At 59.0% G+C, this 25,273-nt stretch carries 23 protein-coding genes; 13 read left to right on the plus strand and 10 right to left on the minus strand.

Translation table 11 applies throughout. From position 1 onward, the window contains the following. Positions 1 to 120 precede the first annotated feature (120 nt). Positions 121 to 423, minus strand: coding sequence for a hypothetical protein (locus tag BN77_RS04215; RefSeq protein ID WP_007528794.1), 303 nt, complete (start codon positions 421 to 423; stop codon positions 121 to 123). Positions 424 to 643: 220 nt separating this feature from the next. Next, positions 644 to 829: a DUF3008 family protein gene (locus BN77_RS04220; protein WP_040676720.1), complete on the minus strand. Its 186-nt coding sequence runs from the start codon at positions 827 to 829 to the stop codon at positions 644 to 646. A gap of 810 nt (positions 830 to 1,639) precedes the next feature. On the opposite strand from BN77_RS04220, the gene BN77_RS04230 reads away from it, so the two are divergent. Then, complete coding sequence (locus BN77_RS04230) at positions 1,640 to 2,275, plus strand: UdgX family uracil-DNA binding protein (RefSeq protein ID WP_007528798.1); 636 nt, start codon at positions 1,640 to 1,642, stop codon at positions 2,273 to 2,275. A gap of 54 nt (positions 2,276 to 2,329) precedes the next feature. Here the strand turns inward: BN77_RS04230 and BN77_RS04235 are convergent, their stop codons facing one another. Then, positions 2,330 to 3,400: a DNA topoisomerase IB gene (locus BN77_RS04235; protein ID WP_007528801.1), complete on the minus strand. Its 1,071-nt coding sequence runs from the start codon at positions 3,398 to 3,400 to the stop codon at positions 2,330 to 2,332. A gap of 209 nt (positions 3,401 to 3,609) precedes the next feature. Between BN77_RS04235 and BN77_RS04240 the strand changes: the two genes are divergently transcribed. Beyond that, positions 3,610 to 4,335 carry an MgtC/SapB family protein gene (locus BN77_RS04240; RefSeq protein ID WP_244426160.1) on the plus strand — a complete coding sequence of 242 codons (726 nt, stop codon included), beginning with the start codon at positions 3,610 to 3,612 and terminating at the stop codon, positions 4,333 to 4,335. 456 nt (positions 4,336 to 4,791) lie between these two features. Next, on the plus strand, positions 4,792 to 6,762 hold the full coding sequence (locus tag BN77_RS04250; protein ID WP_007528807.1) for an ABC transporter ATP-binding protein/permease: 1,971 nt from the start codon (positions 4,792 to 4,794) through the stop codon (positions 6,760 to 6,762). 176 nt (positions 6,763 to 6,938) lie between these two features. Here BN77_RS04250 and BN77_RS04255 read toward each other — a convergent pair whose 3' ends face one another. Further along, on the minus strand, positions 6,939 to 7,376 hold the full coding sequence (locus tag BN77_RS04255; RefSeq protein ID WP_007528809.1) for a CBS domain-containing protein: 438 nt from the start codon (positions 7,374 to 7,376) through the stop codon (positions 6,939 to 6,941). Between the two features lie 245 nt (positions 7,377 to 7,621). Here BN77_RS04255 and BN77_RS04265 point away from each other — a divergent pair, with 245 nt between their 5' ends. Together BN77_RS04265 and BN77_RS04270 are read left to right on the plus strand one after the other, a co-directional pair. Then, entirely contained in the window at positions 7,622 to 8,326 is a 705-nt protein-coding gene (locus tag BN77_RS04265; RefSeq protein ID WP_007528812.1) for a GntR family transcriptional regulator, read from the plus strand. 123 nt (positions 8,327 to 8,449) lie between these two features. Then, a complete protein-coding gene (locus tag BN77_RS04270; protein WP_007528814.1) occupies positions 8,450 to 9,412 on the plus strand; it encodes a dihydrodipicolinate synthase family protein in 963 nt (320 codons plus the stop codon). A gap of 73 nt (positions 9,413 to 9,485) precedes the next feature. Here BN77_RS04270 and BN77_RS04275 read toward each other — a convergent pair whose 3' ends face one another. Then, entirely contained in the window at positions 9,486 to 10,523 is a 1,038-nt protein-coding gene (locus BN77_RS04275; RefSeq protein ID WP_007528817.1) for an Ldh family oxidoreductase, read from the minus strand. 150 nt (positions 10,524 to 10,673) lie between these two features. Between BN77_RS04275 and BN77_RS04280 the strand changes: the two genes are divergently transcribed. The 8 genes from BN77_RS04280 (at position 10,674) to BN77_RS04315 (ending at position 19,373) form a co-directional block, all read left to right on the plus strand. Next, on the plus strand, positions 10,674 to 12,191 hold the full coding sequence (locus tag BN77_RS04280; RefSeq protein WP_007528819.1) for an aldehyde dehydrogenase (NADP(+)): 1,518 nt from the start codon (positions 10,674 to 10,676) through the stop codon (positions 12,189 to 12,191). A 185-nt stretch (positions 12,192 to 12,376) separates the two neighbouring features. After that, on the plus strand, positions 12,377 to 13,186 hold the full coding sequence (locus BN77_RS04285; RefSeq protein WP_007528821.1) for an ABC transporter substrate-binding protein: 810 nt from the start codon (positions 12,377 to 12,379) through the stop codon (positions 13,184 to 13,186). A gap of 68 nt (positions 13,187 to 13,254) precedes the next feature. After that, on the plus strand, positions 13,255 to 13,920 hold the full coding sequence (locus tag BN77_RS04290) for an amino acid ABC transporter permease (RefSeq protein WP_007528825.1): 666 nt from the start codon (positions 13,255 to 13,257) through the stop codon (positions 13,918 to 13,920). 12 nt (positions 13,921 to 13,932) lie between these two features. After that, the gene (locus BN77_RS04295; RefSeq protein ID WP_007528827.1) at positions 13,933 to 14,586 is read left to right on the plus strand and encodes an amino acid ABC transporter permease; all 654 of its coding nucleotides are present in this window, start codon (positions 13,933 to 13,935) and stop codon (positions 14,584 to 14,586) included. Continuing rightward, positions 14,579 to 15,301 (plus strand): amino acid ABC transporter ATP-binding protein, encoded by a 723-nt coding sequence (locus BN77_RS04300; protein ID WP_007528829.1) that lies wholly within the window; start codon positions 14,579 to 14,581, stop codon positions 15,299 to 15,301. Before BN77_RS04295 ends, BN77_RS04300 begins: the two co-directional genes overlap by 8 nt. 7 nt (positions 15,302 to 15,308) lie before the next feature. After that, entirely contained in the window at positions 15,309 to 16,559 is a 1,251-nt protein-coding gene (locus BN77_RS04305) for an NAD(P)/FAD-dependent oxidoreductase (RefSeq protein ID WP_040677556.1), read from the plus strand. 84 nt (positions 16,560 to 16,643) lie between these two features. After that, complete coding sequence (gene lhpI / locus BN77_RS04310; RefSeq protein WP_007528834.1) at positions 16,644 to 18,335, plus strand: cis-3-hydroxy-L-proline dehydratase; 1,692 nt, start codon at positions 16,644 to 16,646, stop codon at positions 18,333 to 18,335. A gap of 9 nt (positions 18,336 to 18,344) precedes the next feature. After that, positions 18,345 to 19,373, plus strand: a complete 1,029-nt coding sequence (locus BN77_RS04315; protein ID WP_007528836.1) for a trans-3-hydroxy-L-proline dehydratase — start codon at positions 18,345 to 18,347, stop codon at positions 19,371 to 19,373. Positions 19,374 to 19,417: 44 nt separating this feature from the next. Here the strand turns inward: BN77_RS04315 and BN77_RS04320 are convergent, their stop codons facing one another. From BN77_RS04320 to BN77_RS04340, 5 genes are read right to left on the minus strand one after another with little or no spacing between them, the layout of a single operon-like run. After that, positions 19,418 to 20,401 (minus strand): ABC transporter ATP-binding protein, encoded by a 984-nt coding sequence (locus BN77_RS04320; protein ID WP_007528839.1) that lies wholly within the window; start codon positions 20,399 to 20,401, stop codon positions 19,418 to 19,420. Further along, on the minus strand, positions 20,394 to 21,401 hold the full coding sequence (locus BN77_RS04325) for an ABC transporter ATP-binding protein (protein ID WP_007528841.1): 1,008 nt from the start codon (positions 21,399 to 21,401) through the stop codon (positions 20,394 to 20,396). Before BN77_RS04325 ends, BN77_RS04320 begins: the two co-directional genes overlap by 8 nt. Continuing rightward, positions 21,402 to 22,319, minus strand: coding sequence for an ABC transporter permease (locus tag BN77_RS04330; protein WP_007528843.1), 918 nt, complete (start codon positions 22,317 to 22,319; stop codon positions 21,402 to 21,404). Further along, the gene (locus BN77_RS04335) at positions 22,316 to 23,239 is read right to left on the minus strand and encodes an ABC transporter permease subunit (RefSeq protein ID WP_007528845.1); all 924 of its coding nucleotides are present in this window, start codon (positions 23,237 to 23,239) and stop codon (positions 22,316 to 22,318) included. Before BN77_RS04335 ends, BN77_RS04330 begins: the two co-directional genes overlap by 4 nt. A gap of 48 nt (positions 23,240 to 23,287) precedes the next feature. After that, positions 23,288 to 24,868 carry a peptide ABC transporter substrate-binding protein gene (locus BN77_RS04340; protein ID WP_007528847.1) on the minus strand — a complete coding sequence of 527 codons (1,581 nt, stop codon included), beginning with the start codon at positions 24,866 to 24,868 and terminating at the stop codon, positions 23,288 to 23,290. Positions 24,869 to 25,273: the final 405 nt, after the last annotated feature.

A 25,273-nucleotide genomic window follows, 5' to 3' on the forward strand; every position in this document is an offset into this window, starting at 1 on the left:
AAGGTCCGGTTCGTATCCGAATGTCCGAATGCGGCTTGACACGGCCAACACCAGTATTCGCGAGGCGTAGGTTTTGAGACGTGGGCCGCTTGAGACGGCCCCATATACATTGTCAGTTAGCTAGTTGTTATTATCGGCGCAGGTGTTTTCCGTGTTTTCTGTGTTGCTGTTGCCGCCTTGAGTCTGGAGCGACCCTTTTCCGGCCAGCTTCTTGCAGTTCTCCTTATTCAGGTTGTGTGTCTTGTGTGTCGTGCTGCTGGTGGTCATCTTGTCGATTTTTTTGGTCTTCTTCATTTTCATTGTGTCTGCTGCGGCACCGTGATTTTTGTTCATCGTTGAGCCGGTGGGTGCCGGGTTGGACTGGGCAAAGGCCGAACCAGCCAGGCTAACAGCAAGCAGAGAAGCTGCCAGGAGTTTCAACATGTCATCCTCCTTGGATGTTTAAGCTTGTGATTAGATCAAAACGATGCAGGTCGGCCATTGTTCCGGCGCATGTGGAAGTGGCGGAAGAAGACAATTGTGGGCCGAAGCACGTCACCTGCTTTCTCGCCACGAGGAGGACTTGGCATTGCCACGGCCGGTGGCCGACCGCTCCTCGGGAGAACGAACACTCTGCGGGGCTGGCGCAGTTGCGTTGGATGGTTCAGTGCGAGGTACGTTCTGGCTTTCCCCGCCGCTTCGTTGAGGCGAATTCCTCGAGCTGCTTTTCGCTCATTGAATCTGCCATGTCTTTGGACGCCCCCTTGAGTCTGCTCTTCGGGGTTTGACCACGTTTTGCCGCAAGGGCGGCGCCGGCTGCTTTCTGTTGAGCCTTGGATTTTGCGGGCATGTTCTTTTCCTTTGGTTTTAGCAAAGTAATCGGCCGTCGCCGATAAAGTTCCCGTCTTGAGGTGCCGGTGCGACGAATACGTTGTGGTGGAACCAATTTGCAAAAATTACTGGTCTTCAAACTCGATGCGCAATGTGCTCGATATCACTCGAATGGAACACGCTACGCGCAAAGGAATTCCTGGAGGCTGCTTGATCGCGATAGTTTTCAAGAGCCAAGGTTCTGAACCTCAGCTTTGTGATATTAATGTAGAGTGATTGCTCGATCCGGCACGGCTATTTCCTCAGCTACGAGACCGTTGAGCGCGATAACTACCTCATCTAAAGACCAACCGACACTAAGAGCGTGGTCAACGATCGTGTGAAATTCACCACCGAGATATGCCTTGCAATCTTCCAGACGATCTGACGAGATTACGATCTCGCGTAAGTTCAGCCTCTTAGTCATAGCCTTATCCTTTCCTCGAAAATAACAGGCATACAAACTCGGTTGTTCCCGTGTTGCTTCACTATTTCGAGGCAACCGCGCGTCCTCTCGCGCCGTGCTCATCCTCGTCATGGGCGGTCGCTTTCCGAACGGTCTCCTGCCCGGCCCTCTATCGTCTGTAGCATCAAGTTCTTCCGCGGTACTTTTCTCGAACCCTGCGGGCGGCAGGGGAGCTCTTTGTCCATATGGAAGCCGAGTAGACAAAAATTCTGGAACGAACCAGCTGCCTCTGTTGTTTCAAGAAGGCGCTAGTCCTCGGCTTGCGCTGTTCCAGAGTCCAGAGCTTTCGGTTTGCGCATCGTGTCCATTGAGGAGAAGTCAGGCATGTCAGAACTGCTTGGACCGGCGTTGGTGCAGGAAGAAGTGGCTGGTGCAAATCTAGACGAACTCCGCGCGAAGGCCGCAAGCTGTACACGATGCGATCTCTATAGGGACGCGACTCAGACCGTCTTCGGAGAAGGTCCGAAAACAGCGGAGGTCGTGTTCGTTGGGGAGCAGCCCGGTGACAAAGAGGATTTCGCCGGCCGGCCGTTCGTCGGCCCGGCGGGAAAGCTGTTTGATCGCTGTCTCGAACAGGCCGGGATCGAGCGCGATGAGTGCTATCTCACCAACGCGGTCAAACACTTCAAGTTTGAACGTCGCGGCAAGCGTCGTATCCATGCCAAACCCAACAAGGGCGAAATCAAGATCTGTGCATGGTGGCTTGCGGCAGAACTGCGCCTGATACGTCCAAGACTGATAGTGGCCCTTGGTGCCACCGCCGCCTATTCACTACTCGGGCCACAAGTCAAGGTTACTCGGGATCGGGGCTCTATGTTACGAGCGGCTATAGGCCCACCGGTTTTCATCACCATACACCCGTCCTCACTTCTGCGAGTACTCGATCAACCGATGGGGCAGCTTGAGGTAGAACGATTTGTAGATGAAATGAAATGTGTCAGCTCGTTTCTCGAACACTAGGTTGGTGTCCGGGCGGCGTGGACGCAAAACCGTTTATCACCACCGTCAGCCCTTTCATTTTTGCTTGGACTTCAGCCAATGCAGGACGTTACGCTCCCCCTCGTCCATCCACATCAAGAGGCGTTCGCTCGTGGTTTGGGGAAACCTAAGAAGCTCTCCAAGCCGTCCTGCACGAAAGTCGTCGAATATTGCTGGATGGATGTAGGAAGACCGGCAAACCGCCCTGGTGTTAACGAGCTTGGCAGCGACCAGATCGATTGCCTGGTTCAATTGAGCAGCAATACCACGTTCTGAGGTTGCGGTCTGAATTGGCGCCAGTGCGGCAGCCGCCAGGCATGTGGCTCCCCATGTCCGAAACTGGCGCGAGGTAAAATCCTCGCCAGTCACCTCTTTGATATACGCGTTGACATTCTGAGAGGATATCTCGCGATATCCTCCTGCATCGCATAGATATTTGAATAACCGCTGGCCTGGAAGCTCTTGAAGGCTGCGTACAACCCCGGCGATTCGTCGGTCTGTATGGGCAAGGTTCCACTCTTTTCCGGACTTGCCCTTAAAACGAAACTTAACGGTGGCACCCTCGATCTTCACGTGCCGGCTGCGCAGAGTCGTCAATCCGTATGACTTGTTCGTCTCAGCATAACCGGCAGTTCCAACGCGCATGTAGAGATTGTCGAGCATCCACACGACTGTCGCTAACGCCTTCTCGAAAGTAAGTTTCCTGCCGCGGAGGTCGATGTCCACCCGCTCACGAATGTCGGGAAGGTGCATGCCAAAATCCAAGAGCCGGTCAAATTTGGCCTGCTCGCGTTCAGCATGCCAGTCAGGATGGTACGTGTATTGTTTGCGTCCACGCGCGTCTATGCCGATGGCCTGCAAATGCGACAGCGGATTGGTCGAAATGATGACGTCCCGGTAGGCTGGCGGAACTGCGAGCCCATCCAGGCGTCTGATCTCTGCTTCCTCTTTGATCCGCCGCCCGTCCGGAGAGTAATAGAGAAAACCATTCTTGCCCCGCCGGCGAGTAATGCCCTGCTCGAGCCCGACAATATAGACCAGGCCTGACGTGAGTTTCGCTTCGGCTGCCAGCGCGTCGATCGCGTTCTTGGATAGTGTCTCGGCCATGGCCGAAAAACACAGAAACCGGACTATGGTTCCTTCAGAAGCATCTTGGTGCAGCATCTGCCGCTCGAGGGGAACCTTCCACCACCGGCGGTCTTATCCATCCGCGTCCAGAAAGCGGGCGTCGGTCACGGCCAGATTATGTCCCGCACGAAATCTCGGCCGACGCGCTTGGGCAACCGACGAAAGACAATCGCAAGAAGGCGCTTCAAATGTGGTTTTCGGAAATAGTGCTAAACAGGATGTCGGAGGAGTTGACCTGGGCCGACATCCTCCTGCGGATAGTGTTAACCGTGATCGCTGCATCGCTTATCGGAATCAATCGGGAACAGGGCGGTCACGCGGCCGGCTTCAGGACGACCGTTCTGGTTGCGCTTGCGGCCTGTTTGGCGATGTTGCAGGCAAATGCGTTGCTGATCGTTGAAGGCACCGAACATTCAGGCTTGGCACGCATGGACGTTCTGCGTTTTGCGCTGGGTGTTTTAACTGGAGTAGGCTTCATTGGCGGCGGAGCGGTTCTGCATCGTGGGAACCTGGTAAAGGGCGTAACCACCGCAGCCACTATATGGGCAATGACGACCATTGGCCTGTGTTTCGGCGGCGGGCAGCTCGGCATTGGTATGGTCGGAGCAGCGGTTGCGTTCTTCTTCCTGTCGCCCATGAAGGCATTGGATGATTGGCTCCCTAGGCGACATCGGGCAAGGGTGGAAATTCTGACGGGGGCGGATCTTGCCGCAGACGATCTAAAAAAAGCACTAAACCTGTACGATTGCGACGTTCAATTTTCATCGAGCGGGCGCGGGGAGGACGCACGTTGGGTTCTCGCATTCGATCTGCGGTGGCGAGGTCGCAGGTTGGCAACCGCGGAAACCATACATATGAAACTGCGACAGGACTTCGATGTCGTTCGCTTTGCTTTGTACGAGCATGGCGTCTGAGCTAATGCTCGATCGAGAGGTGCGATTTAGGCAGCCACGCGTTGGCGAACGCGACCGACAGGCTGTCGTGTGTCCCAAAATCGGCTTCCATTAGGTCAACTGCGGTCGCAGTCACGGCTCTGGCGCGTTCGCTTTCCGGATCTACGTCGTCTCGCACCGCGCATCGATCCCGCTGTGAGGACTTCAACATCTCCGTTATTGAGTGTGATTGTGGGGAACTTCATGACGGCGTCCCTCCGATCGGGCGAGCGCAGCAATCTGCCGCCGCATTCGCAGTATGCGCTGGATTGCGAGATGGTCATAAAAATGCCCCTCGGAATTCGTCACGAGCACCCTATGGACCTTGGCAGCCGAAGATGATCCCGGCCGCAACGCTGGCGATGGGCGAACAGAAAAACGTTCCCGATGTTTGAAGCCCTTATGAAACCTTTTGAATTTTAAGCCGTTGTCGCGCTTATGTCCGACGCTAAAATTGATCCGAAATCGGTCGACAAACCGAACGGTGGCCAAAAGTCGCGCCGAAAGGAATCGGCTGTCGAAGCCACGCCCCCACCAGATGTCACCGACTCCGATTCACAGTTGACGGCTGAGGAGTCGGAGCAGGCTCGCAAGAAGTATCTGCTGAAGCGTTTCTGGATCAGCGCGCGCGGCTATTGGGGTCGCGGCGGCGACAGATTCGCGTGGCCATGCTCGCTCGGACTATTGACCCTGATCGTCGTCAATGTCGGATTCCAATATGGAATCAATATTTGGAATCGGGCAATTTTTGACGCCATCGAGCAATATAACGCCCGCACCGTGTATTTTCTGAGCGCCGTATTCCTGCCGCTCGTACTCGGAAGCATCGTCCTCGTCACGACTCAAGTCGCCCTTCGTATGGCGATCCAGCGTCGTTGGCGTTCCTGGCTTACGACCGCCGTGATCGCCCGCTGGCTCGCAAACGGCCGTTACTATCAGTTGAACCTTATTGGTGGCGATCACAAGAACCCCGAAGCCCGCATCGCGGAGGATTTGCGAATTGCCACCGAATCGCCTGTCGATTTCATCGCTGGTGTCACCTCCGCATTTTTGTCGGCCTCGACCTTCATCCTGGTGCTTTGGACGATCGGCGGAGCCCTACATCTGACAATCGCAGGTTCGACCGTTACGGTTCCAGGCTTTCTCGTCATCACTGCGGTGCTCTACGCCGCGATTACGTCCAGCTCGATGGCGGTCATCGGCCGCAACTTCGTCCGCGTCTCTGAGGTCAAAAACCAGGCGGAAGCCGAATTTCGCTACACGCTGACGCACGTGCGGGAAAACGGCGAGAGTATCGCACTGCTCGGCGGTGAAGAGGAGGAGCGTAACGACCTCCACAAGACATTTACCAATGCGCTTAGACAATGGGCGCTCCTTGCGCGCCAGCACATGCGCACAACGCTTGTGTCACAGGGATCGAGCCTGCTTGCGCCGGTCGTGCCCGTTTTGCTTTGCGCGCCCAAGTTTCTCGAAGGTAGCATGACGCTTGGGCAGCTGATGCAGGCGGCTTCCGCTTTCGCCATCGTTCAGAGCGCGTTCGGATGGCTTGTCGACAACTATCCTCGTCTCGCCGATTGGAATGCCTGTGCGCGACGTGTTGCGTCGCTGATGATGTCACTCGACGGGCTCGAGCGCGCGGAACAGAGCAACGCATTGGGGCGCATCCAGCGCGGTGAAACTGAAGGCAATGTGATGCTCAGCCTAAACGATCTCTCCGTATCGCTTGACGATGGTACAGCCGTGGTCAAGGAAACCCAGGTCGCGATCGAACCGGGCGAGCGGGTGCTCGTGGCCGGTGAGTCCGGTACAGGCAAGAGCACTTTGGTGCGGGCCATCGCAGGCCTCTGGCCGTGGGGGGACGGCAGCGTCAGTTTCCACGCTAACAAACAACTGTTCATGTTACCGCAACGGCCTTACATCCCTTCTGGTACGCTCCGCCGTGCCGTCGCCTATCCCGGCGCCGCTGATAGCTGGACGCTCGATAAGATCAAGGCGGCTCTCGACAAAGTGGGCCTCGATTATTTGACCGACAAGATCGAGGAAGACGCGCCTTGGGACCAGACGTTGTCGGGTGGCGAGAAGCAACGGCTCGCTTTTGCGCGTCTCCTGCTGCACAATCCCGATATCATTGTGCTGGATGAAGCGACGTCAGCACTCGACGAGAAGAGTCAGGACAGGATGATGGAAATGTTGATCCATGAATTGCCAAAGGTCACCATCATCAGCGTTGCCCATCGAGCCGAGCTCGAAGCCTTCCATAGCCGCAAGATCACCTTGGAGCGGCGCGAAGGGGGCGCGAAGCTTGTCAGCGATGTTGATCTTATCCCCCATAAGAGAAAGCGGAATTTGCTTTCGCGCATCGTTGAGAACCAGCGCTCCCTACCGAAAGTCAGCAAGACACCTCGATAGCCGTGGTAGAGATGTTTTCACACAGCTCAACCCGCACCGTCGTGCCAGGGCGCATCGAAACCGGTTACGCGTTGAGGGCAACGAGTTCGTTGCCTCGTTACCAGAAAGACGGGCAGATCGTGCCACGACGGACCCGCTTTGTGTTGCGGTTTGCCGCTGCCCTAAAGGTGCTTCCGTCAGTGGGCTCTCTGGGAATGCGCGCCGCCGCGTTGCGAGATGCCGCTCAGTGCCTTGCCTGTTTCCATCGCTTCGCCCTTCATGGCGAGATCGCCAAGCGAAATAATACCGACAAGCCGCTTGCTTCGGTTAAGGACAGGCAAGCGCCGCACTTGAAGATCGCCCATATGATGAAGGACGTCTTCCACATCTTCGTCGTCGAAGCAGTATTTAACATCGGTACTCATCACGTCGCGAACCCTTGCGTTCGGGCCCTTGCCCTCCCCGACGCCTCGAATAGCGATGTCGCGATCGGTGATCATACCGACCAATCGGTCATTTTCAGCCACCGGGAGGACGCCGGCATCAAGACGCCCCATCATTAAAGCGACATCCTGTAACGTCTGCTCGGGATCGGTGATCTGGACATCCGTGGTCATACAATCGCTGACTTTCATGATAACCTCCTCGCGCGTTGCCCGCGCTAGCTGGGCGGATCAGAAATTCAACGCACATTGGTCGGAAACGTTCCTGCCGGGGGGCCTGGTCAGGACGAAATCTGACCATCGTATCTCCGATGAAACAACAATCCGGATGGGAGCTCGCTCTGGCCTCGAGTTCCTCAAGGCTGACCTTCAAATCCGGTGCGCTATTGACCATTACTCGAGAAAAAGTATTCCTTTTGTCGACAAGAGGATTCCCAATGACTGATAACGATGCGATTTCCACTTCTGAACGCAAGCGCGGTTCCGGCGTCAAGATGGTCTACGACCTATTGCGCGATGAGATCCTTGATCTGGTCCTGCCGCCCGGTAGCCCGATCGATGAGGTGCAACTGGCGGAGCGATTCAAGATGTCGCGCACACCGATCCGCGAGGCGCTCGTGCGGCTGGCGGGTGAAGGGCTGATTGATACGCTGCCCAATCGTTCGACCATGGTCTCGAATATCGATTTCCTCAACATGCATACCTTCTTCGATGCTCTGGTGCTGATGTACCGCGTGACCACGCGTCTAGCCGCCCAGTATCACCGCATTGAGGACCTGCAGGTGATCCGCGGGCATCAGGCCGAATTTGCCGCCGCCGTGGCGGCGCAGGATGCCTTGGCGATGATCGCTACAAACGCCGCCTTCCATTCGGCTATCGCCGATGCGGGACGCAACGCTTACTTCACCGGCCTCTTCAATCGCCTTCTCGATGAGGGACGGCGGATCTTGCGCCTCTATTACCAGTCTTATGAGGATCGATTGCCACAACGGTTCGTGGACGAGCACGAGGATATTATCGCCGTCATCGCCGCTCGCGACACCGAGGCCGCCGACCGCTTGGCGACGATCCACGCCGAACAGATCGTGCAGCAGATACAGAAGCTTTTCGCCCGAGGCGGCAAGTTGAATATTGCCCTTTGATCAGTTGCATAATTTTTGTCGACAAATAATATGCAAATGCTATAACCGGCGTCGAAGGCCAGGGACCGGCGCCAATGGAAGCGGCGATCCCAGTCCGTCCAGCCAGGCAACAGGAGTTTCGCAATGAAGGCCAAAATTTTCGCCGGTGTAATTCCGGCTTTGATGACGCCCTGCAAGGAAGACCGCACCCCGGACTTTGACGCCCTCGTCCGCAAGGGGCAGGAGCTGATTGCCGAGGGCATGTCGGCCGTTGTCTACTGCGGTTCAATGGGTGACTGGCCGCTGCTGACCGATGCACAGCGCATGGAGGGCGTGGAGCGCCTGGTAAAGGCCGGCGTCCCGGTCGTCGTCGGTACCGGTGCCGTCAACAGCGCTTCCGCCGTCGCGCATGCGGCCCATGCTCAGAAAGTTGGGGCACAAGGCCTGATGGTTATCCCACGCGTGCTTTCGCGGGGCTCGGTGATTGCCGCCCAGAAGGCGCACTTCAAGGCAATCCTTTCAGCCGCGCCGGATCTTCCTGCGGTCATCTACAATAGCCCTTACTATGGCTTCGCAACCCGCGCAGATCTGTTCTTTGCGCTCCGCGCCGAGCATCCGAACCTCGTCGGCTTCAAGGAATTCGGCGGCGCAGCCGACATGCGCTACGCAGCTGAGAACATCACCAGCCGCGATGATGATGTTTCGCTGATGATCGGCGTCGATACCGCCGTCTTCCACGGCTTCGTGAACTGCGGTGCGACCGGCGCAATCACCGGCATCGGCAACGTGCTGCCGAAGGAAGTGCTGCATCTGAGCAACCTCGCGCAGGCAGCAGCTGGCGGCGACGCGGATGCCCGCCAGCGCGCTCTAGAGCTCGAGCAGGCCCTGGCCGTCCTGTCTTCATTTGATGAAGGCCCGGACCTCGTGCTGTTCTTCAAGCACATGATGGTGCTGAAGGGTAACAAGGAATACACGCTTCACTTCAACGAAACCGACGTTCTGACCGACAGCCAACGCGGCTACGTCGAGTCTCAGTTTAAGCTGTTCAACACGTGGTACGCCGAATGGAGCAAGCTTCCCGGTGCTATTGAGAAGTACAAGGACTGATTTCAAGGCTCTCAAAGCGAAAGGCCCTTCGTTTGGAGGGCCTTTTCCATATTCAGCGGCTTGAGACGATGGCTCAGACCACCGCCTCAAGCCCGAGCGCGAACAATCGTTCGAGCTGCTTGATTTCCGCGTCAGTCAGCATAACGCCATCGGCCTCCGATTTTGCGCGTGCGGCATACCGGCGCTGTGAGGGGAGCCGGGCACCCTGGCCAACGATTGCCTCGAACAATGTCTCGGCCCGCGCAAACGGATTGCCCGGTCTGCCTGCCGCGAAGGCTTCGGGAGAGAAGGCAATGATCAACTCGCCGTGGACCGGCGCAAGCGTCGTCGTGCCGAGGTAGTCCAGCACCTCAGGGCTTGTCAGATCGCCGATCATGATACCGGCCAACAGCTCGATCATCGTACCGATTGCCGACCCCTTATGTCCTCCGAAAGGCAACATGGCGCCGGCAAGCGCGGCTTCCGGATCGGTCGTCGGATTACCTTCGGCATCGATCGCCCAGCCTTCCGGCAGCGACTTGCCGGCTCGTCGATGCAGTTCGATTTCGCCGCGTGCGGCAACCGAAGTTGCAAAATCAAAGACGTATGGCGGTCGGCCGGCGCGTGGCCAGGCGAAGGCGAAGGGGTTGGTGCCGAGAAGCGGTTTATTGCCGCCGGTCGGTGCAACGGTCGCATAACTTGGGCACATAACCAAGCCGGCAAGTCCGTGTTCGGCCAGCGCTTCCGCTTCCGACCAGAGCGCGGAGAAATGCGTGCAGTCGTTGATAACGAGAGCCGCAAGTCCGCAGGAGCGGGCCCGCTCCACGAGCACCGGCAGGGCGAGTTCGAAGGCCGGATTGGCAAAGCCGCCTTTGGCGTTGACCTTCACGATCGCCGAGCCCTCCTGCAATAATAGTTCCGGCACAGCATCCGGCTTCACTTTGCCGGCCTTGACCGTACGCAGGGCACCCTCGATCCGGTAGATACCATGCGATTTGCAGGCATCGCGTTCCCCGGCAGCGATCACGCGAGCGAGTGCGCCCGCTTGGATCTCATTGAGGCCAGCCTTGCGAAAGATCGCATCGACCCGCTCAATCAGTGCCGGAATGGTCAGGGTGGTGTTATCGCTCATCTTATGTCTCTCATGGATGCCACGGCCGCCGAATGCGATCGAGTGTTGATGTTATAAATACATAGAGTATACAAAGTTCCAACTTGCGCAATTCGCATCCGGATGGATTTTCGCGTAAAGCACCCCGGGCTCTCTAGAAAGGAATCGCAAATGGTCTTCACTCCCAATGGAAAACACCTCGTCGCGGGCGAATGGCTCGACGGAGCGGGTACTTTTGCATCCGCGCCGGCGCATGGTCCAGTGCATCAGTTCGCCGTCGGCACGGTCGATCTGGTGAACCGCGCTTGCGAGGCGGCCGAAGATGCGTTTTGGAGTTACGGCTACTCCACACGCTCAGAGCGCGCGGCATTCCTTCGGGCCATCGCTGACGAGATCGAAGCTCGTGCCGGGGCCATCACAGAGATCGGCAGCCAGGAAACCGGTCTGCCGGAAACACGCCTGCAGGGCGAACGCGGTCGCACGACCGGCCAATTGCGGCTCTTCGCAGACCACATCGAAAAGGGCGAATATCTCGACCGCCGCCGTGACGCGGCACTGCCCGACCGCCAACCGGCGCCACGACCGGAGATCTGGCTCATTCAGCGCCCGATCGGCCCAGTGGCCGTCTTCGGTGCTTCGAACTTCCCGCTGGCTTTTTCGACTGCCGGCGGTGACACGGCGGCAGCACTTGCCGCAGGTTGCCCCGTCGTGGTCAAGGGGCATTCGGCGCATCCAGGGACCGGCGAAATCGTGGCTCAGGCTATCGAGGCGGCCATTCGCAAGACGGGTATTCATCCCGGCGTCTTCTCGCTGATCCAGGGTGGCAACCGCGATATCGGTCATGCGCTCGTGCAGCATCCGCAGATCAAGGCCGTTGGTTTCACCGGCTCGCTCGCCGGTGGTCGCGCGCTCTTCAATCTTTGCGCAGCGCGGCCGGAACCGATCCCGTTCTTCGGTGAACTGGGTTCAGTCAATCCGATGTTCCTGCTGCCCGAGGCGCTGAGGGCACGCGCCGAGACGCTGGGTCAGGGCTGGGCAGGGTCGCTGACCATGGGTGCCGGCCAGTTCTGCACCAACCCCGGCATCGCCGTGGTGGCGGAAGGCGCCGATGGCGATCGCTTTGTTGCGGCAACAGTTGAAGCACTTGGCAAGGTGGCGCCGCAGACGATGCTGACCGATGGTATCGCGAAGGCGTATCAGGACGGACAGGCACGATTTGCATCCCGCAATACGGTCAAGCCGCTGTTCACCAGCGAGTCATCCGGCCGCTCGGCCGCTCCGAACCTTTTTGAGACGTCGGGCGCACAGTTTCTCGCCGACCACGCCCTGGGCGAAGAGGTCTTCGGACCGCTCGGGCTTGTCGTGCGTGTGCAGACGATCGATGAGATGGTACAATTGGCACGCGGCTTCGAAGGTCAGTTGACGGCTACGATCCATATGGATGCCGCCGACATCGCCGACGCACGCCGCCTGCGTCCGGTGCTGGAGCGCAAGGCGGGTCGCGTCCTGGTGAACGGGTTCCCTACAGGAGTCGAGGTGGTCGATTCCATGGTCCATGGCGGGCCCTACCCCGCCTCGACCAACTTTGGGGCAACGAGCGTCGGCACGATGTCGATTCGCCGCTTCCTGCGTCCGGTCGCATACCAAAACATGTCCGAAGAGCTTCTGCCTGAAGATTTCCTCGGCTGATTCTCGTTTATAGACAGAAAGAGGAAGGGCGGCCACGACTTGGCCGCCCTTTTTTGTCGACATGAGCTCTATTCCGTTTATACTTTTTGCATACTTCATGTATTTAGCCATTGATTTGCGCGTGCCGACGAGGAATAGTGCGCCTCGCTGTCAATTGACAATCCAACTCTGGGAGAGAGAAAAGCATGAAATCCTCGGTCCTCGCCTTCGGCCTCCTTACCGCCGCCACCCTTCTGACCAGCCCGGCCAAGGCCGACAAGCTGGACGACATCATCGGCTCGGGCACGCTGCGCTGCGCAGTCGTGCTGGACTTCCCGCCGATGGGCTCGCGCGACGAGAAAAACAATCCGATCGGCTTCGACGTGGACTACTGCAACGATCTGGCCAAGGCGCTCGGCGTAACCGCCGAAATCGTTGAGACCCCGTTTCCTGAGCGTATTCCGGCACTGATGTCGGGTCGCGTCGATGTCGGCGTCGCCTCTACGTCCGACACGCTTGAGCGTGCCAAGACCGTCGGCATGACGGTTCCCTACTTCGCCTTCGAGATGGCGGTTACCGCCAACGAGAAATCAGGCGTGAAGTCCTTCGAAGACATGAAGGGCAAGGTCGTCGGTGCGACGGCCGGCACCTACGAAGCGATCGCCCTCGAGCAGCAGGTCAAGGACTGGGGCACCGGTGAGTTCCGTCCGTATCAGACGCAAGCAGACGTGTTCTTGGCGCTCAGCCAGGGTCAGATTGATGCCACCGTTTCCACCTCGACCGTTGCGCAGGCTAACGTCAAGACCGGCAAGTTCCCGGGCATCGCAGTGGTCGGCAAGGCGCCCTTCGACATCGACTACGTAGCGCTCTTCACCAACCGCGAGGAATACGGCCTGATCAACTATCTGAACCTGTTCATCAACCAGCAGGTTCGCACCGGCCGCTACGACGAACTCTACAAGAAGTGGGTCGGTGGCGAAGTGCCGTCTCTCGCCGTCAATGGCGTCTACCGCTGATCTGACCAGTTCTCCCGCAGCGCGAGGTTGTCCCTCGCGCTGTAGCTTTTCGAAAAGGTGAGACGGTCATGTTCAACTACACCTTCCACTGGAACCAAGCGCTCAAGGCATTGCCGCAGATGCTTGACGGCGCGCTGGTTACGTTGCAAATCGCGCTCTTGTCCATGATTATCGGACTGGCGTGCGCGATCGCGCTGACATTGTTCCGCCTGTCCGGAAACCGCATGCTTGGTGGCTTTGCCACCGCCTGGGTCGAGATCGCGCGAAACACGCCTGCGCTCTTCCAGATCTACATGGCGCACTTTGGTCTCGGCAACTTTGGTATCCACCTCACGCCGTTTGCCGCGCTACTGGTCGGCATTGCCTTCAACAATGCCGGTTACCTGGCAGAGAACTTTCGCGGCGCGCTGAAGGCAATCCCGGACACGCAGACACGGGCTGGGCGCTCGCTCGGCATGACCCCGATGCAGGCTTTCCGCCTGATCGTCTTGCCGCAGATGCTGCGCGTGGCATTTCTGCCGGCCACCAATCAGATGGTCTGGGCAGTCTTGATGACGTCGCTCGGCGTGACCGTCGGCATGAACACCGACCTTGCCGGTGTGACGCAGGAGCTGAATGCACGCTCCTTCCGCACATTCGAATTTTTCGCTTTGGCTGCTGTGATCTACTACGTCATCGCCAAGGTTCTGACCCTTGCCGCCCGGGCACTCGCCTGGCGCATGTTCCGCTACTGAGAGAGGTGAGAGATGTTCAGTACTGCCCTCACCTGGGGTGACTTGGTCTTTCTGGCGCAAGGCGCGGGGATGACGCTCGCGGTCACAGTCGCATCGGTCGTCGCCGGGACCATTCTCGGGATCCTCTTCGGGATGCTCCGCGTCGAAATTGGACCCTACTGGTCCGCGCCGCTGACCTTCGCGCTCGATGTCTTCCGCTCGGTTCCCTTGTTGATCCAGCTTGTTCTCGGTAATGCCCTGCAGTCGATCATGCGGCTTGGCTGGCCTCCGTTCACGACCTCCTGCGTAGTTCTGTCGCTCTATACGGCCGCCTATTGCACGGAGATTGTTCGCGGCGGCATTTCCTCGGTGCCGCCAACCACGCGCCGTGCGGCTCGTTCGCTCGGCATGACCTGGTGGCAGGACATGCGCTATATTGTGGCGCCGCTGGCGACGCGCGTTTCGCTGCCGTCCTGGATCGGACTGACACTCGGCGTCATGAAGGATTCCGCGCTGGTCCTCTGGCTCGGCCTGATCGAGCTGCTACGAGCCTCGCAGATTCTCGTGACCCGACTGCAGGAGCCGCTGTTCATCCTGATGATCTGCGGCGCCGTCTACTTCATTATCAGCTTCCCCATCGCCCGGATTGGCGGGTATCTCGAAAAACGGTGGTCCCCCAATGATTGAGATTGAAAACGTCCGCAAATCCTTCGGCCCTTTGGAGGTCCTGAAGGGCATCAACCTCGCTGTTCCGAAGGGCGAGGTGCTGACTATCATTGGCGGTTCCGGTTCGGGAAAGTCGACGCTGCTCACCTGCATCAACGGTCTCGAAGCCATTGACAGCGGCTGTATCGTTGTCGATGGAACGGATGTCCATGCCAAGGCGACCGACCTCAATAAGCTCCGCCGCAAGCTCGGCATCGTCTTCCAGCAGTGGAACGCGTTCCCGCATCTGACCGTGCTGGAGAACGTCATGCTCGCGCCGCGAAAGGTCCTCGGGCTGTCCAAGGGGGAGGCCGAAGCGATTGCCGTGAAGCAGCTCACCCATGTCGGTCTTGCGGAGAAGCTTAAGGTCTATCCGAACCGCATGTCCGGCGGTCAGCAGCAGCGCATGGCAATTGCCCGCGCGCTCGCCATGTCGCCGGAATACATGCTATTCGACGAGGTCACCTCGGCACTCGACCCACAGCTTGTTGGCGAAGTGCTCGACACGTTGCGCATGCTCGCCTCCGAAGGAATGACGATGATCTGCGTTACACACGAGATGAAGTTTGCGCGTGAGGTTTCCGACCGCGTCGCCTTCTTCCACAAGGGCGTGATGGCCGAGATTGCTCCCCCGGAAGAGCTATTCGGTGCGCCGAAGGATCCGGAACTGCAGGCTTTTCTTGCTGCCACCCATTGAGGCGATGATGAACGATCAAGACCAACCTGATATCATTGTGATCGGCGCGGGGATTGTTGGAGTTTCCGCGGCGATCGCAGCACAGGCAAGAGGCCTTTCCGTTGTCGTACTCGATCGGGAGGGTCCTGCTGCGGGCGCCTCGGCTGGTAACGCCGGTGCCTTCGCCTTTACCGACATTCTGCCCCTCGCTTCGCCGGGTATCCTAAAAAAGGCACCTAAGTGGCTGCTCGATCCGCTCGGTCCGCTCTCGTTGCCCCCTGCGTATGCCTTGCAGATAGCACCGTGGATGTTCCGGTTCTGGCGCGCCTGCGCGTCGGGCCGTGTCGCCCATTCGACGGCGGCGCAAACAGCGCTGATGGACCTTTCGAAAGCCGAACTCGAGCCATTCCTTCGGCAGACCGGCACAGCAGCCATGCTGCGCAAAGACGGCAATCTGCAAGTCTACGAGGGCGAGACCGAACTGAAGGCCTCGCTTCCTGGCTGGAAGGCGAGGGAAGCGCACGGCGTTGAATTCCATCACGTTGATGCGGCCGGTATCGCCGAGATCCAGCCTGGCCTCGCACTGCGCTTTACCCATGGCACTTTCACGCCTGGCTGGTACTCGATCGCCGATCCCAAGCTATACACCCTGGCCCTGGCGGATCATTTCTGCGCCTTGGGCGGCAAGATCGAGCGTGCGAAAGTCACGGCTTTGCGTCCTGGCGAGAGTGGCGTCGATGTTGTAAGCGTCGGTGGCGCGTCGCGACGCGCTTCACGGGTGGTTCTGGCGGCAGGCGCCTTTTCGCACCAGGTGGCTCGCACAATCGGCGAGAATATTCCGCTCGAAACGGAGAGGGGTTACAATACCACACTTCCTCTCGAGGCGTTCGACCTGCGCACGCAGATCACCTTCGGTGGGCATGGTTTTGTCGTTAGCCGACTATCGACGGGCATTCGCGTTGGTGGCGCCGTCGAACTCGGCGGGCTGAAGCTGCCACCGAATTTCCGGCGCTCGGAAGCGATGCTGGAGAAAGCCCGCAATTTCTTGCCCGGCTTGAAGCCGCACGGCGGCGTGCAATGGATGGGGTTCCGCCCCTCGTTGCCGGACAGCCTGCCCGCGATCGGCCACGCACGCGATACGCAGCGGGTGATCTATGCTTTCGGACACGGCCATCTCGGTCTAACGCAATCGGCAGGCACCGCGCGCATCGTCGCGGATCTTCTGACCTGCAAGAAGCCTGCGATCGATATTGCGTCCTTCTCGCCTCAAAGATTCTGACGGGGTCAAAAGTGAGCCAACCGCGATGTTGGCTCGTAGCATCCCCTTGGTGAATGGCATCTATCTCCTCGAGGCTTCGCCGACATGAAACACTCAGCACTCGATCGCAGCATTCTCGGTGGCTTCGCCCATGGTCCGGTCATCGCCGCCAAGGAGGCTCTGAGCTTCTGGGGAGGAGTTGACCCGGCCACCGGCAGCGTAATCGATGTCCATCATCCGCTTCACGGGACCTGCCTGACGGGAGGCATCCTGATGTTGCCAACGAGCCGCGGGTCCTGCACGGGCTCTGGGGTTCTCCTCGATCTTGTGCTGACAGGGCGCGCACCGGCAGCCCTGGTTTTCTCTGAGGCGGAGGATGTCCTGACCCTTGGCGCTCTGATCGCCTCTGAAATGTTTGGCAAGCCGCTGCCGGTCCTGCGGCTTGGACCCGAAGCCTTTGCGGCGCTCTCTCGCGCGAAAACCGCCGAGATCAGCGACAGGGCGGTTGTGGCAGACGGCTTGGAGATTTCACTTGCACCTCCGGCGACCGCCTCGCTAGATCTCACGGATGCCGACCGCGCGATGCTGGACGGGCAGCAGGGCCTTGCGGCGCAGCAGGCCATGCGGATCATCTGCGCGATGGCGGCGCAGCAAGGCGCGTGCAGCCTCGTGGACGTCACGCAAGCCCATATCGACGGGTGCATCTATGCGAGCCCCGCCAATCTCACCTTCGCGGAAGAGATGGTCGAGATGGGTGCGCAGGTCTGCGTGCCGACCACCATGAATGCCATTTCCGTCGATCGTGCCAATTGGCAGGCCCAGGGCGTGCCGCCGACCTTCGGCGACCCCGCCGCCCGGCTTGCTGATGCCTATGTCCGCATGGGCTGTCAGCCGACCTTCACGTGCTCTCCCTACCTGCTCGACAGCGCGCCACTGGCGGGCGAAACGATTGCCTGGGCGGAATCCAACGCGGTGATCTTCGCCAACACCGTCCGCGGCGCACGGACGGCAAAGCACCCCGATTTCCTCGATCTCTGCATCGCGCTGACCGGACGCGCACCACTTTCCGGCGTCTATCTTGACGAGCACAGAAAGGCGCGGCGGGTCATCGATGTAGAGCTGCCGGACGGAGTCGATGATGCTTTCTGGCCACTAATCGGCTATCTCGCTGGTCGCGCATCACCGGACCGCATTCCGCTTCTGCGCGGCTTGAACTCCGCACAGCCTTCGCAAGACGATCTCAAGGCGTTGTGTGCCGCCTTCGGCACCACCTCAGCAGCACCCATGCTGCATGTTGAAGGTGTCACGCCTGAAGCTGCTGGCGCTTTACGAGACGATGCCGATCATGTTTCGATCTCCCGGGCCGATATGGTCGCCGCGTGGACGGTTCTGAACGCCGGCCCGGAAGAGGTTGAACTCGTTGCCATCGGCAGCCCGCACGCCTCCCTGACCGAGTGCCGCGCCTTGGCGACGCTCCTTGCCGGTCGCCGTCGGCATCCCGATGTCGCGGTGATCGTCACTGCCGGTCGCCAGGTTATCAGCGACGCGCGCAACGAAGGTCTGCTCGCCAGATTGGAGAATGCGGGGGTGCGGGTCCTGCCAGATCTCTGCTGGTGTTCGATCTCCGAGCCCGTATTCCCGACCCGAACCCGTGCCCTGCTGACAAATTCCGGCAAGTATGCCCACTACGGCCCAGGGCTCTCTGGGCGCGCCGTTCGCTTAGGCAGCCTTGCCGATTGCGTTGAAGCGGCTCTGACGGGTCGCGTTGCCCCCCGGCTCCCCAATTGGTTTTCCTGAGGAAGTATCATGCGCAGTACCAAGACTATTCATGTCGTTTCCGCTCATGCCGAGGGCGAGGTGGGCGATGTCATCGTCGGCGGCGTGGCGCCGCCGCCCGGCGAAACAATCTGGGAACAGAGCCGCTGGATCGCCGGCGACGGGACGTTGCGCAATTTCGTTCTGAACGAACCGCGCGGCGGCGTCTTCCGTCACGTCAATCTGCTGGTGCCCCCGAAGCATCCGGATGCGGATGCCGCCTTCATTATCATGGAGCCCGAGGACACGCCGCCAATGTCCGGCTCCAACTCGATCTGCGTCTCCACGGTGCTGCTGGACAGCGGCATCCTGCCGATGAAGGAGCCGATTACTGAACTTACATTGGAAGCCCCCGGTGGCATCGTTCGCGTGCGTGCCGAGTGCCGCAACGGCAAGGCCGAGCGCATTTTCGTGCAGAACCTGCCGAGTTTCGCAGAACGGCTGAACGCGAAGCTGGAGGTCGAGGGGCTCGGTACTTTGACGGTCGACACCGCCTATGGCGGCGACAGCTTCGTCATTGTCGATGCGGCAGCGATGGGCTTCCGCCTGTCGCCTGACGAGGCGCACGATATCGCAAAGCTCGGTGTTCGCATCACCAACGCCGCTAACGTTGCGCTCGGCTTTCATCACCCAGAAAATCCGGACTGGAAGCACTTCTCCTTCTGTCTCTTTGCAGGTCCGGTCGAGCGCACCGGCGAAGGCCTGCGGACGGGCGCCGCGGTCGCGATCCAGCCCGGCAAGGTCGATCGTTCGCCAACCGGAACGGCGTTGTCTGCGCGCATGGCGGTATTGCATGCGCGTGGGCAGATGAAGCTAGAAGATCGTTTGACGGCCGTCTCGCTGATCGGTTCGACCTTCTCTGGACGCATTCTCGGCACTACGACAGTCGGTGATCGCGCGGCGGTCCTTCCGGAGATTTCTGGTCGCGCCTGGATCACCGGCACCCATCAGCATATGCTCGATCCATCGGACCCCTGGCCGGAGGGCTACCGGCTCACCGATACCTGGGGTGCGCGCTGAGTATACGAGAAGGCCTGCCGTCAGGCAGGCCTTCGGTGTGTTTGCTAACGATCCATGTGATAGCAGGCGGCGGCCTGCCCAGCACGAACCCGCTCGGTTGCCGGCATTTCCGTGCGACAGATATCCGTCGCCTTCCAGCAGCGCGGGGAAAACACGCAGCCTGGCGGTGGATTGAGCGGGGAGGGCGGATCACCTTGTAGTCGGATACGCTGTCGGCTCCGGGCAAGCTTCGGATCGGGCACGGGCGCTGCCGAAAAGAGGGCTTGCGTATAGGGATGCGCCGGCCGGTCAAATACAGTAGCGCAATCGCCAGCCTCGACCACCTTGCCAAGATAGAGCACCAGCACGTCGTCCGAGATCAGTCGCACGACCGAAAGATCATGGCTGATGAAGATCAACGTCAGCCCAAACTCCTTGCGAAGCTTGCGCAGAAGCGTGATGACCTGCCCCTGGATCGATACGTCGAGTGCTGACACGGGCTCGTCGCAGATAATGAGCTTCGGTCGCGTCACAACAGCGCGGGCGATACCGATGCGCTGCGCCTGGCCCCCAGAGAATTCATGTGGATAGCGGTTGATCATCTCCGGGACGAGACCCACAGCACCCATGATTTCCCGCACGCGTGCCGAGCGTTCCGCCTTTGTAAGCTTTGGCTCGAAGACGCTCAGCGGTTCGGCAATGATGTCGCCCACGGTCATGCGCGGGTCGAGCGAGGCGATCGGGTCCTGGAAGATGATCTGCATGTCTCGGCGGGTTGCCCGCATCTCCTCGTCCGACAGATCGAGCAGATTCCGGCCTTGCCATAGGATGCGGCCCTTCTGCGACTTCAATAGACGCAGGATCGAGCGGCCGAGCGTCGACTTGCCGCAGCCGGACTCGCCGACGATACCGAGTGTCCGGCCTTCTCTTAGGTCAAAGCTGACATTGTTCACCGCCGTCAGCGTCATCGGTGGTTTGAAGAAGCTCTTCGACGGTATTTCGAACTGAGTGGTGAGGTTCTCGACCCTCAGAAGCGATCGGTCAGCCATGGTTCATAACCTCCTCACGGCGCGGGAAGGGATGGAAGCAGGCCGCGGAATGACGCTCCCCCAGCACATCGAGCTTCGGTGATACGTCGATGCAGTCATTCTGAACCATGGGACAGCGCGGCGAGAAGCTGCAGCCCTTCGGCAGGTGCTGCAGATTGGGCGGCCGGCCGGGAATGACGGCGAGCTGATCAACGTCCTGGTCCGGCCGCGGGATGGAAGCATGTAGCGCAGCAGTATAGGGATGCGCCGGCACCTCAAAGAGTTCGTCGACAGGGGCCTCCTCGACGATGCGCCCGGCATACATGACGGCGACGCGATCCGCGAGGCCGGCGACGACGCCCAAATCGTGTGTGATCATGACCAGCGCCGTGTTCATTTCTGCAGTCAGATCATTGAAGAGATCGAGGATCTGCGCTTGGATGGTAACGTCAAGCGCCGTCGTCGGCTCGTCAGCGACAAGCAACTTCGGTTTGGTCAGCAGTGCCATCGCAATGACGATGCGCTGGCGCATGCCGCCCGACAGCTCGTGCGGATAGAGGTTGAAGCGCCGAGTTGGGTCGGGGATGCCGACCCGCTTCAGCATATCTAGTGCCTCGTTGGAGGCAGCCCGTGCCGTGAACCCGCGGTGAACCTCAAGCTGCTCAGTCAACTGACGGGAAATCCGGAGCGAGGGATTGAGCGCCGTCATGGGGTCCTGAAACACCATGGCCATGTCCTTGCCGCGGACATGGTCGAGCTCGCGCGCCTTCAATGCCAATACGTCCTTACCCTCTAGCAACGCCTGGCCGCTGGTGCGGCCATTCTTGGCAAGCAGACCCATGACGCCGAGGAAGGTCTGGCTTTTGCCCGATCCCGACTCGCCGACAATCGCCACGCGCTCGCCTCGCCGGATCGAAAGGTTCACATTTGAAACGGCCTTTACCTCGCCATCCGGCGTCGCGAAGGTGATCGAATAGTCTTTCAGTTCGAGAAGCGTATCGTTCTTTGTTTCTTGTTGCATCTATCGATCCTTCGGGTCGAACGCGTCGCGTAGGCCGTCGCCGATGAAAAGCAGGCTCATCAGCAGGGCGACGAGGAAACAGGCCGGAAAGATTAGCAGCCACGGCATGCTTTCCATGGCGTCGGTGCCCTCTGCAATCAGCGTGCCGAGCGACGTCAGTGGTTCCTGAACGCCGAAACCAAGATAGGACAGAAAGCTCTCTGTCGCGATGATTTCCGGGACCGTCAGCGCAGCAAAGATCACCACCGGTCCAACGAGGTTCGGAATGATATGCTTGAGGATGATCTTTAGCGGCTTCTGGCCTGACGCGCGTGCCGCCTCGATGAACTCGCGCTGCTTGATCGACAGCGTCTGCCCTCGCACGATTCGTGCCATGGTCAGCCATTCAAGCGCACCGATTGCTGCAAACAGCAGATAGACGTTGCGGCCGAAGACGACCATCAGCAGAATCACGAAGAGAATGTATGGCAGCGCATACATGATATCGACGAAGCGCATCATGATCGCGTCGAGCCTGCCGCCGATATAGCCCGAGATCGCGCCGTAAAGCACGCCGATTACCACCGAAACGATGGTGGCGGTTGCGGCAACCGCCAGCGAGACGCGAGTGCCGTAAAGCACGCGGGCAAGTAGGTCGCGCCCGTTGGGATCCGTTCCGAAATAGTGGCCGCTCTCCATGTCCGGTGGCATCCGGAATGCTGCCCAATCCGGCTCCTCGTAGTCAAATGGGATGACGTAGGGGCCAAGGAATGCAGTCAGAATGAGAAGGACGATAACAATTATGGCAACGACGGCTGCTTTGTTGCGGGACAGACGACGCAGGGCATCGCCGGTCAGCGAGCGACTCTTGTGGGAGAGCCCTTCAGCCGCGAGAAGTTCAGCCGCAAGCAGCTCTCTCTTTGCGGGATTGAGGATCATCGGTTCCTCACTTTCGGATCAAGCCACGCATAGGCGATATCGACGAGAAGGTTCAAAATGACGATCAGCACCATGTAGAAGATGACCGTGCCGAGAACCATGCCATAGTCGCGGTTCAGGGCCGCGTTGACGAAGTAGCGTCCAATGCCGGGCAATCCGAAGATGCTCTCGACAACGAGCGAGCCGGTGAGAAGATAGCTGGCCGCAGGCCCGAGATAGGAAACAACAGGCATCATGGCAGGCTTCAGCGCATGACGCATGACTGTTAGCCGCGGGCCGATGCCCTTGGCCTTGGCAGTGCGAATGTAGTTCTGATTCATCACCTCGATCATCGATCCGCGGGTCATACGTGAGATACGACCCGCATGCGGCAACGCCAGGACGACGATCGGGATAATGAGATACTTGAACGAGCCATCACCCCATCCGCCGACAGGCAGCCAGCCGAGATGGATGCCGAAGATCAGTTGCAGGATCGGCGCGATCAGAAAGTTCGGAAGAACCAGGCCGACGAGAATGAGTAGGCCGAGGAGGTAGTCTGGCGCCTTGTTTTGATAAATCGCCCCGAGACAGCCGACCGTCACGCCGATGAGGATGGCAAAGACAAAGGCGAGCCCACCAATCGTGAACGTGTAGGGTAGGCCAATCATGATCTGCTGGGCGACGCTAAAGTCTTCGTTGGCGAAGGATGGGCCAAGATCGCCCTTCAAGACGTCGAAGACGTAGATCAGATACTGTTCGATCAGCGGCTTATCGAGATTGTAGTGAGCCGCGAGGTTCTTCAGGATCACCGGCGGCAATGGCCGCTCGCCATCGAATGGGCCGCCGGGAGCAAGGCGCAATACAAAAAAGCTGAGTGTCACGGCAATCCACATAACGGGGATCGTCGACAGCAGGCGACGGAGTGCATATTTGATCATGGTCGTGGATCGGCCCTTCCTGCAGCATACGGGAAGGGCCGGTGTTCCCTATTCTTTGATCGACAGCCAGCGCGTACGGTGGATGTCCTGAATATTGTCTTCGAAGCCTTGGACCTTCGGTGAGACGACGTTCTTCGAGACATAGTAGTACAACGGGATGGCAGCGCTGTCGTCGAGTGCAAGCCGCTCAGCCTTCTTGAAGATCTCGGCGCGTACCTTCAGGTCTGTCTGGGCATTGGCTTCCTTGATCAGCTTGTCATATTCCGGATTGCTCCAGCGGCCATAGTTCATCGAGACGCCGGAAACGAGCAGACCGAGGAAGTTGTCCGGATCATTATAGTCCGCGATCCATCCGGCGCGGCCGATCTCGACCTGACCGTGCTGCATTTCGTCGTAATGTACCTTGGTTTCGGTGTTGTAGAGCTCAATTTGAACACCAAGCGGCTTCCACATCGAGGCGATAGCGACGGCCACGCGCTTGTGGTTGTCGTTGGTGTTGTAGCGAAGCTGTGCCTTCAGCGGATGGTCAGGCCCGAAACCGGCTTCCTTGAGCAGCTTCTTCGCCTCTTCCACCTTTTCCTTGTACGGCATGTCCTTCCAGCTCACGTAGGCAGGCTCGCCGTAGTTGGCGGTGCCCGGCGGAACCCAGGAATAGGCCGGCAGTTCGCCGGTGCCAAGGATCTTCGGCCCAATCACCTCGCGGTTGACGGCCATGGAGAGGGCCTGACGGACGCGCTTGTCGTTGAACGGCGGCTTGGTGGCATTGAGGACGTAGTAGTAGCTGGCAAGGAATGGCGTGACGTGCGCCTGACCCGGCAGGTTCTTCTTCATCCACTCGTATTGGTCCGTCGGGAAGTCGGTCATGATGTCGAACTCGCCGGCGCGATAGCGCTTCAGAGCCGCCTCCTGGTCTTCCAGCGTGAAGAACTTGACGCTGTCTATCTTAAGGTCCTTCTCGCCGTAGTACTGATCGTTCTTGACGGTCGTGACGGACGCGCCCGGAATCCACTCGGTCGGCTTGTACGGACCATTGGTGACAATGTTGCCGATCTTCACCCAATCATTGCCCTTCGCCTCCACCACGTGCTTCGGCAGCGGATAGGCGGTGTAGTGCATCAGCGAGTTGATGAAGTAGGGCGTCGGGTTCTCGAGCGTGATCTCGAGCGTCTTGTCGTCGATTGCCTTGACGCCAAGCTGGCTGAAATCGGTGATTTCGCCCTTATTGATCTTTTCCGCGTTCTTGATGGTGAACTGTAGGTATGCGTATTCGGCGGCGTTCTTCGGATCAACCAAGCGCTGGAAGGCGAAGACGAAGTCGCCGGCTGTTACAGGCTGCCCATCCGACCACTTAATGCCGTCGCGAAGCTTAAAGGTGTAGACCTTGCCATCCTGCGAGACGGTCCAGCTTTCGGCCTGCCCCGGGATCGGATTGTCTTTCGGGTCTTCGGTTACGAGGCCCTCGAAGATGTCACCTGCAATGCGGTTTTCGTAGTCGCTCGACAGCTTTTGAGGGTCGAGCGACTGAGGGTCGCCACCGTTGTGAATATTGAGCGTCGCTGCATGTGCGGAGACCGCCAGCAGCGAGCCAAACACTGCCGAAGCCAAGAATTTTTTCGTTAGGAAGTTCATAGGAGGGCCACCCTTTCCAGGCTTTGCGCCTTTTATTAGTCGTTTGTTCCCGTGACCAGTTACGTTCAGGTCAACGTGCAACCTATCGTAAAGGTTTGGCGTTGCAAGCCCCAAATGAAATCGCCAACGATGCGACTGGCGGCGGTGACCTTGCGTCGTCTTCCCGCCATCCGGCTACGAAAAGCGGCATTCTTGCCAATCTCAAAAGCAATCGGTGAGACACCAAGAAATCAATCAAAAGTTGAGATTAGTAGAGGTAGCCGGCTCAACGCCGAACGGCGTTCGACCGATTATTGTGGTAATTCAACGTTGAATGCGCCTGTTTGGCCTTTGTTTGCGACATAGGGCCGCGCATGATTTTTTGTAATGTTACGTTGTTCGCCGGCGCCAAGCCACACAATTCAC

This window comes from Rhizobium mesoamericanum STM3625, from assembly GCF_000312665.1.
GTDB classification, from domain to species: Bacteria; Pseudomonadota; Alphaproteobacteria; order Rhizobiales; family Rhizobiaceae; genus Rhizobium; species Rhizobium mesoamericanum.

Coding starts and splice junctions, on each gene's coding strand:
- BN77_RS04215 (WP_007528794.1), bottom strand. CDS start 423: ATGTTGAAACTCCTGGCAGCTTCTCTGCTTGCTGTTAGCCTGGCTGGT.
- BN77_RS04220 (WP_040676720.1), bottom strand. CDS start 829: ATGCCCGCAAAATCCAAGGCTCAACAGAAAGCAGCCGGCGCCGCCCTT.
- BN77_RS04230 (WP_007528798.1), top strand. CDS start 1,640: ATGTCAGAACTGCTTGGACCGGCGTTGGTGCAGGAAGAAGTGGCTGGT.
- BN77_RS04235 (WP_007528801.1), bottom strand. CDS start 3,400: ATGGCCGAGACACTATCCAAGAACGCGATCGACGCGCTGGCAGCCGAA.
- BN77_RS04240 (WP_244426160.1), top strand. CDS start 3,610: ATGTGGTTTTCGGAAATAGTGCTAAACAGGATGTCGGAGGAGTTGACC.
- BN77_RS04250 (WP_007528807.1), top strand. CDS start 4,792: ATGTCCGACGCTAAAATTGATCCGAAATCGGTCGACAAACCGAACGGT.
- BN77_RS04255 (WP_007528809.1), bottom strand. CDS start 7,376: ATGAAAGTCAGCGATTGTATGACCACGGATGTCCAGATCACCGATCCC.
- BN77_RS04265 (WP_007528812.1), top strand. CDS start 7,622: ATGACTGATAACGATGCGATTTCCACTTCTGAACGCAAGCGCGGTTCC.
- BN77_RS04270 (WP_007528814.1), top strand. CDS start 8,450: ATGAAGGCCAAAATTTTCGCCGGTGTAATTCCGGCTTTGATGACGCCC.
- BN77_RS04275 (WP_007528817.1), bottom strand. CDS start 10,523: ATGAGCGATAACACCACCCTGACCATTCCGGCACTGATTGAGCGGGTC.
- BN77_RS04280 (WP_007528819.1), top strand. CDS start 10,674: ATGGTCTTCACTCCCAATGGAAAACACCTCGTCGCGGGCGAATGGCTC.
- BN77_RS04285 (WP_007528821.1), top strand. CDS start 12,377: ATGAAATCCTCGGTCCTCGCCTTCGGCCTCCTTACCGCCGCCACCCTT.
- BN77_RS04290 (WP_007528825.1), top strand. CDS start 13,255: ATGTTCAACTACACCTTCCACTGGAACCAAGCGCTCAAGGCATTGCCG.
- BN77_RS04295 (WP_007528827.1), top strand. CDS start 13,933: ATGTTCAGTACTGCCCTCACCTGGGGTGACTTGGTCTTTCTGGCGCAA.
- BN77_RS04300 (WP_007528829.1), top strand. CDS start 14,579: ATGATTGAGATTGAAAACGTCCGCAAATCCTTCGGCCCTTTGGAGGTC.
- BN77_RS04305 (WP_040677556.1), top strand. CDS start 15,309: ATGAACGATCAAGACCAACCTGATATCATTGTGATCGGCGCGGGGATT.
- lhpI (WP_007528834.1), top strand. CDS start 16,644: ATGAAACACTCAGCACTCGATCGCAGCATTCTCGGTGGCTTCGCCCAT.
- BN77_RS04315 (WP_007528836.1), top strand. CDS start 18,345: ATGCGCAGTACCAAGACTATTCATGTCGTTTCCGCTCATGCCGAGGGC.
- BN77_RS04320 (WP_007528839.1), bottom strand. CDS start 20,401: ATGGCTGACCGATCGCTTCTGAGGGTCGAGAACCTCACCACTCAGTTC.
- BN77_RS04325 (WP_007528841.1), bottom strand. CDS start 21,401: ATGCAACAAGAAACAAAGAACGATACGCTTCTCGAACTGAAAGACTAT.
- BN77_RS04330 (WP_007528843.1), bottom strand. CDS start 22,319: ATGATCCTCAATCCCGCAAAGAGAGAGCTGCTTGCGGCTGAACTTCTC.
- BN77_RS04335 (WP_007528845.1), bottom strand. CDS start 23,239: ATGATCAAATATGCACTCCGTCGCCTGCTGTCGACGATCCCCGTTATG.
- BN77_RS04340 (WP_007528847.1), bottom strand. CDS start 24,868: ATGAACTTCCTAACGAAAAAATTCTTGGCTTCGGCAGTGTTTGGCTCG.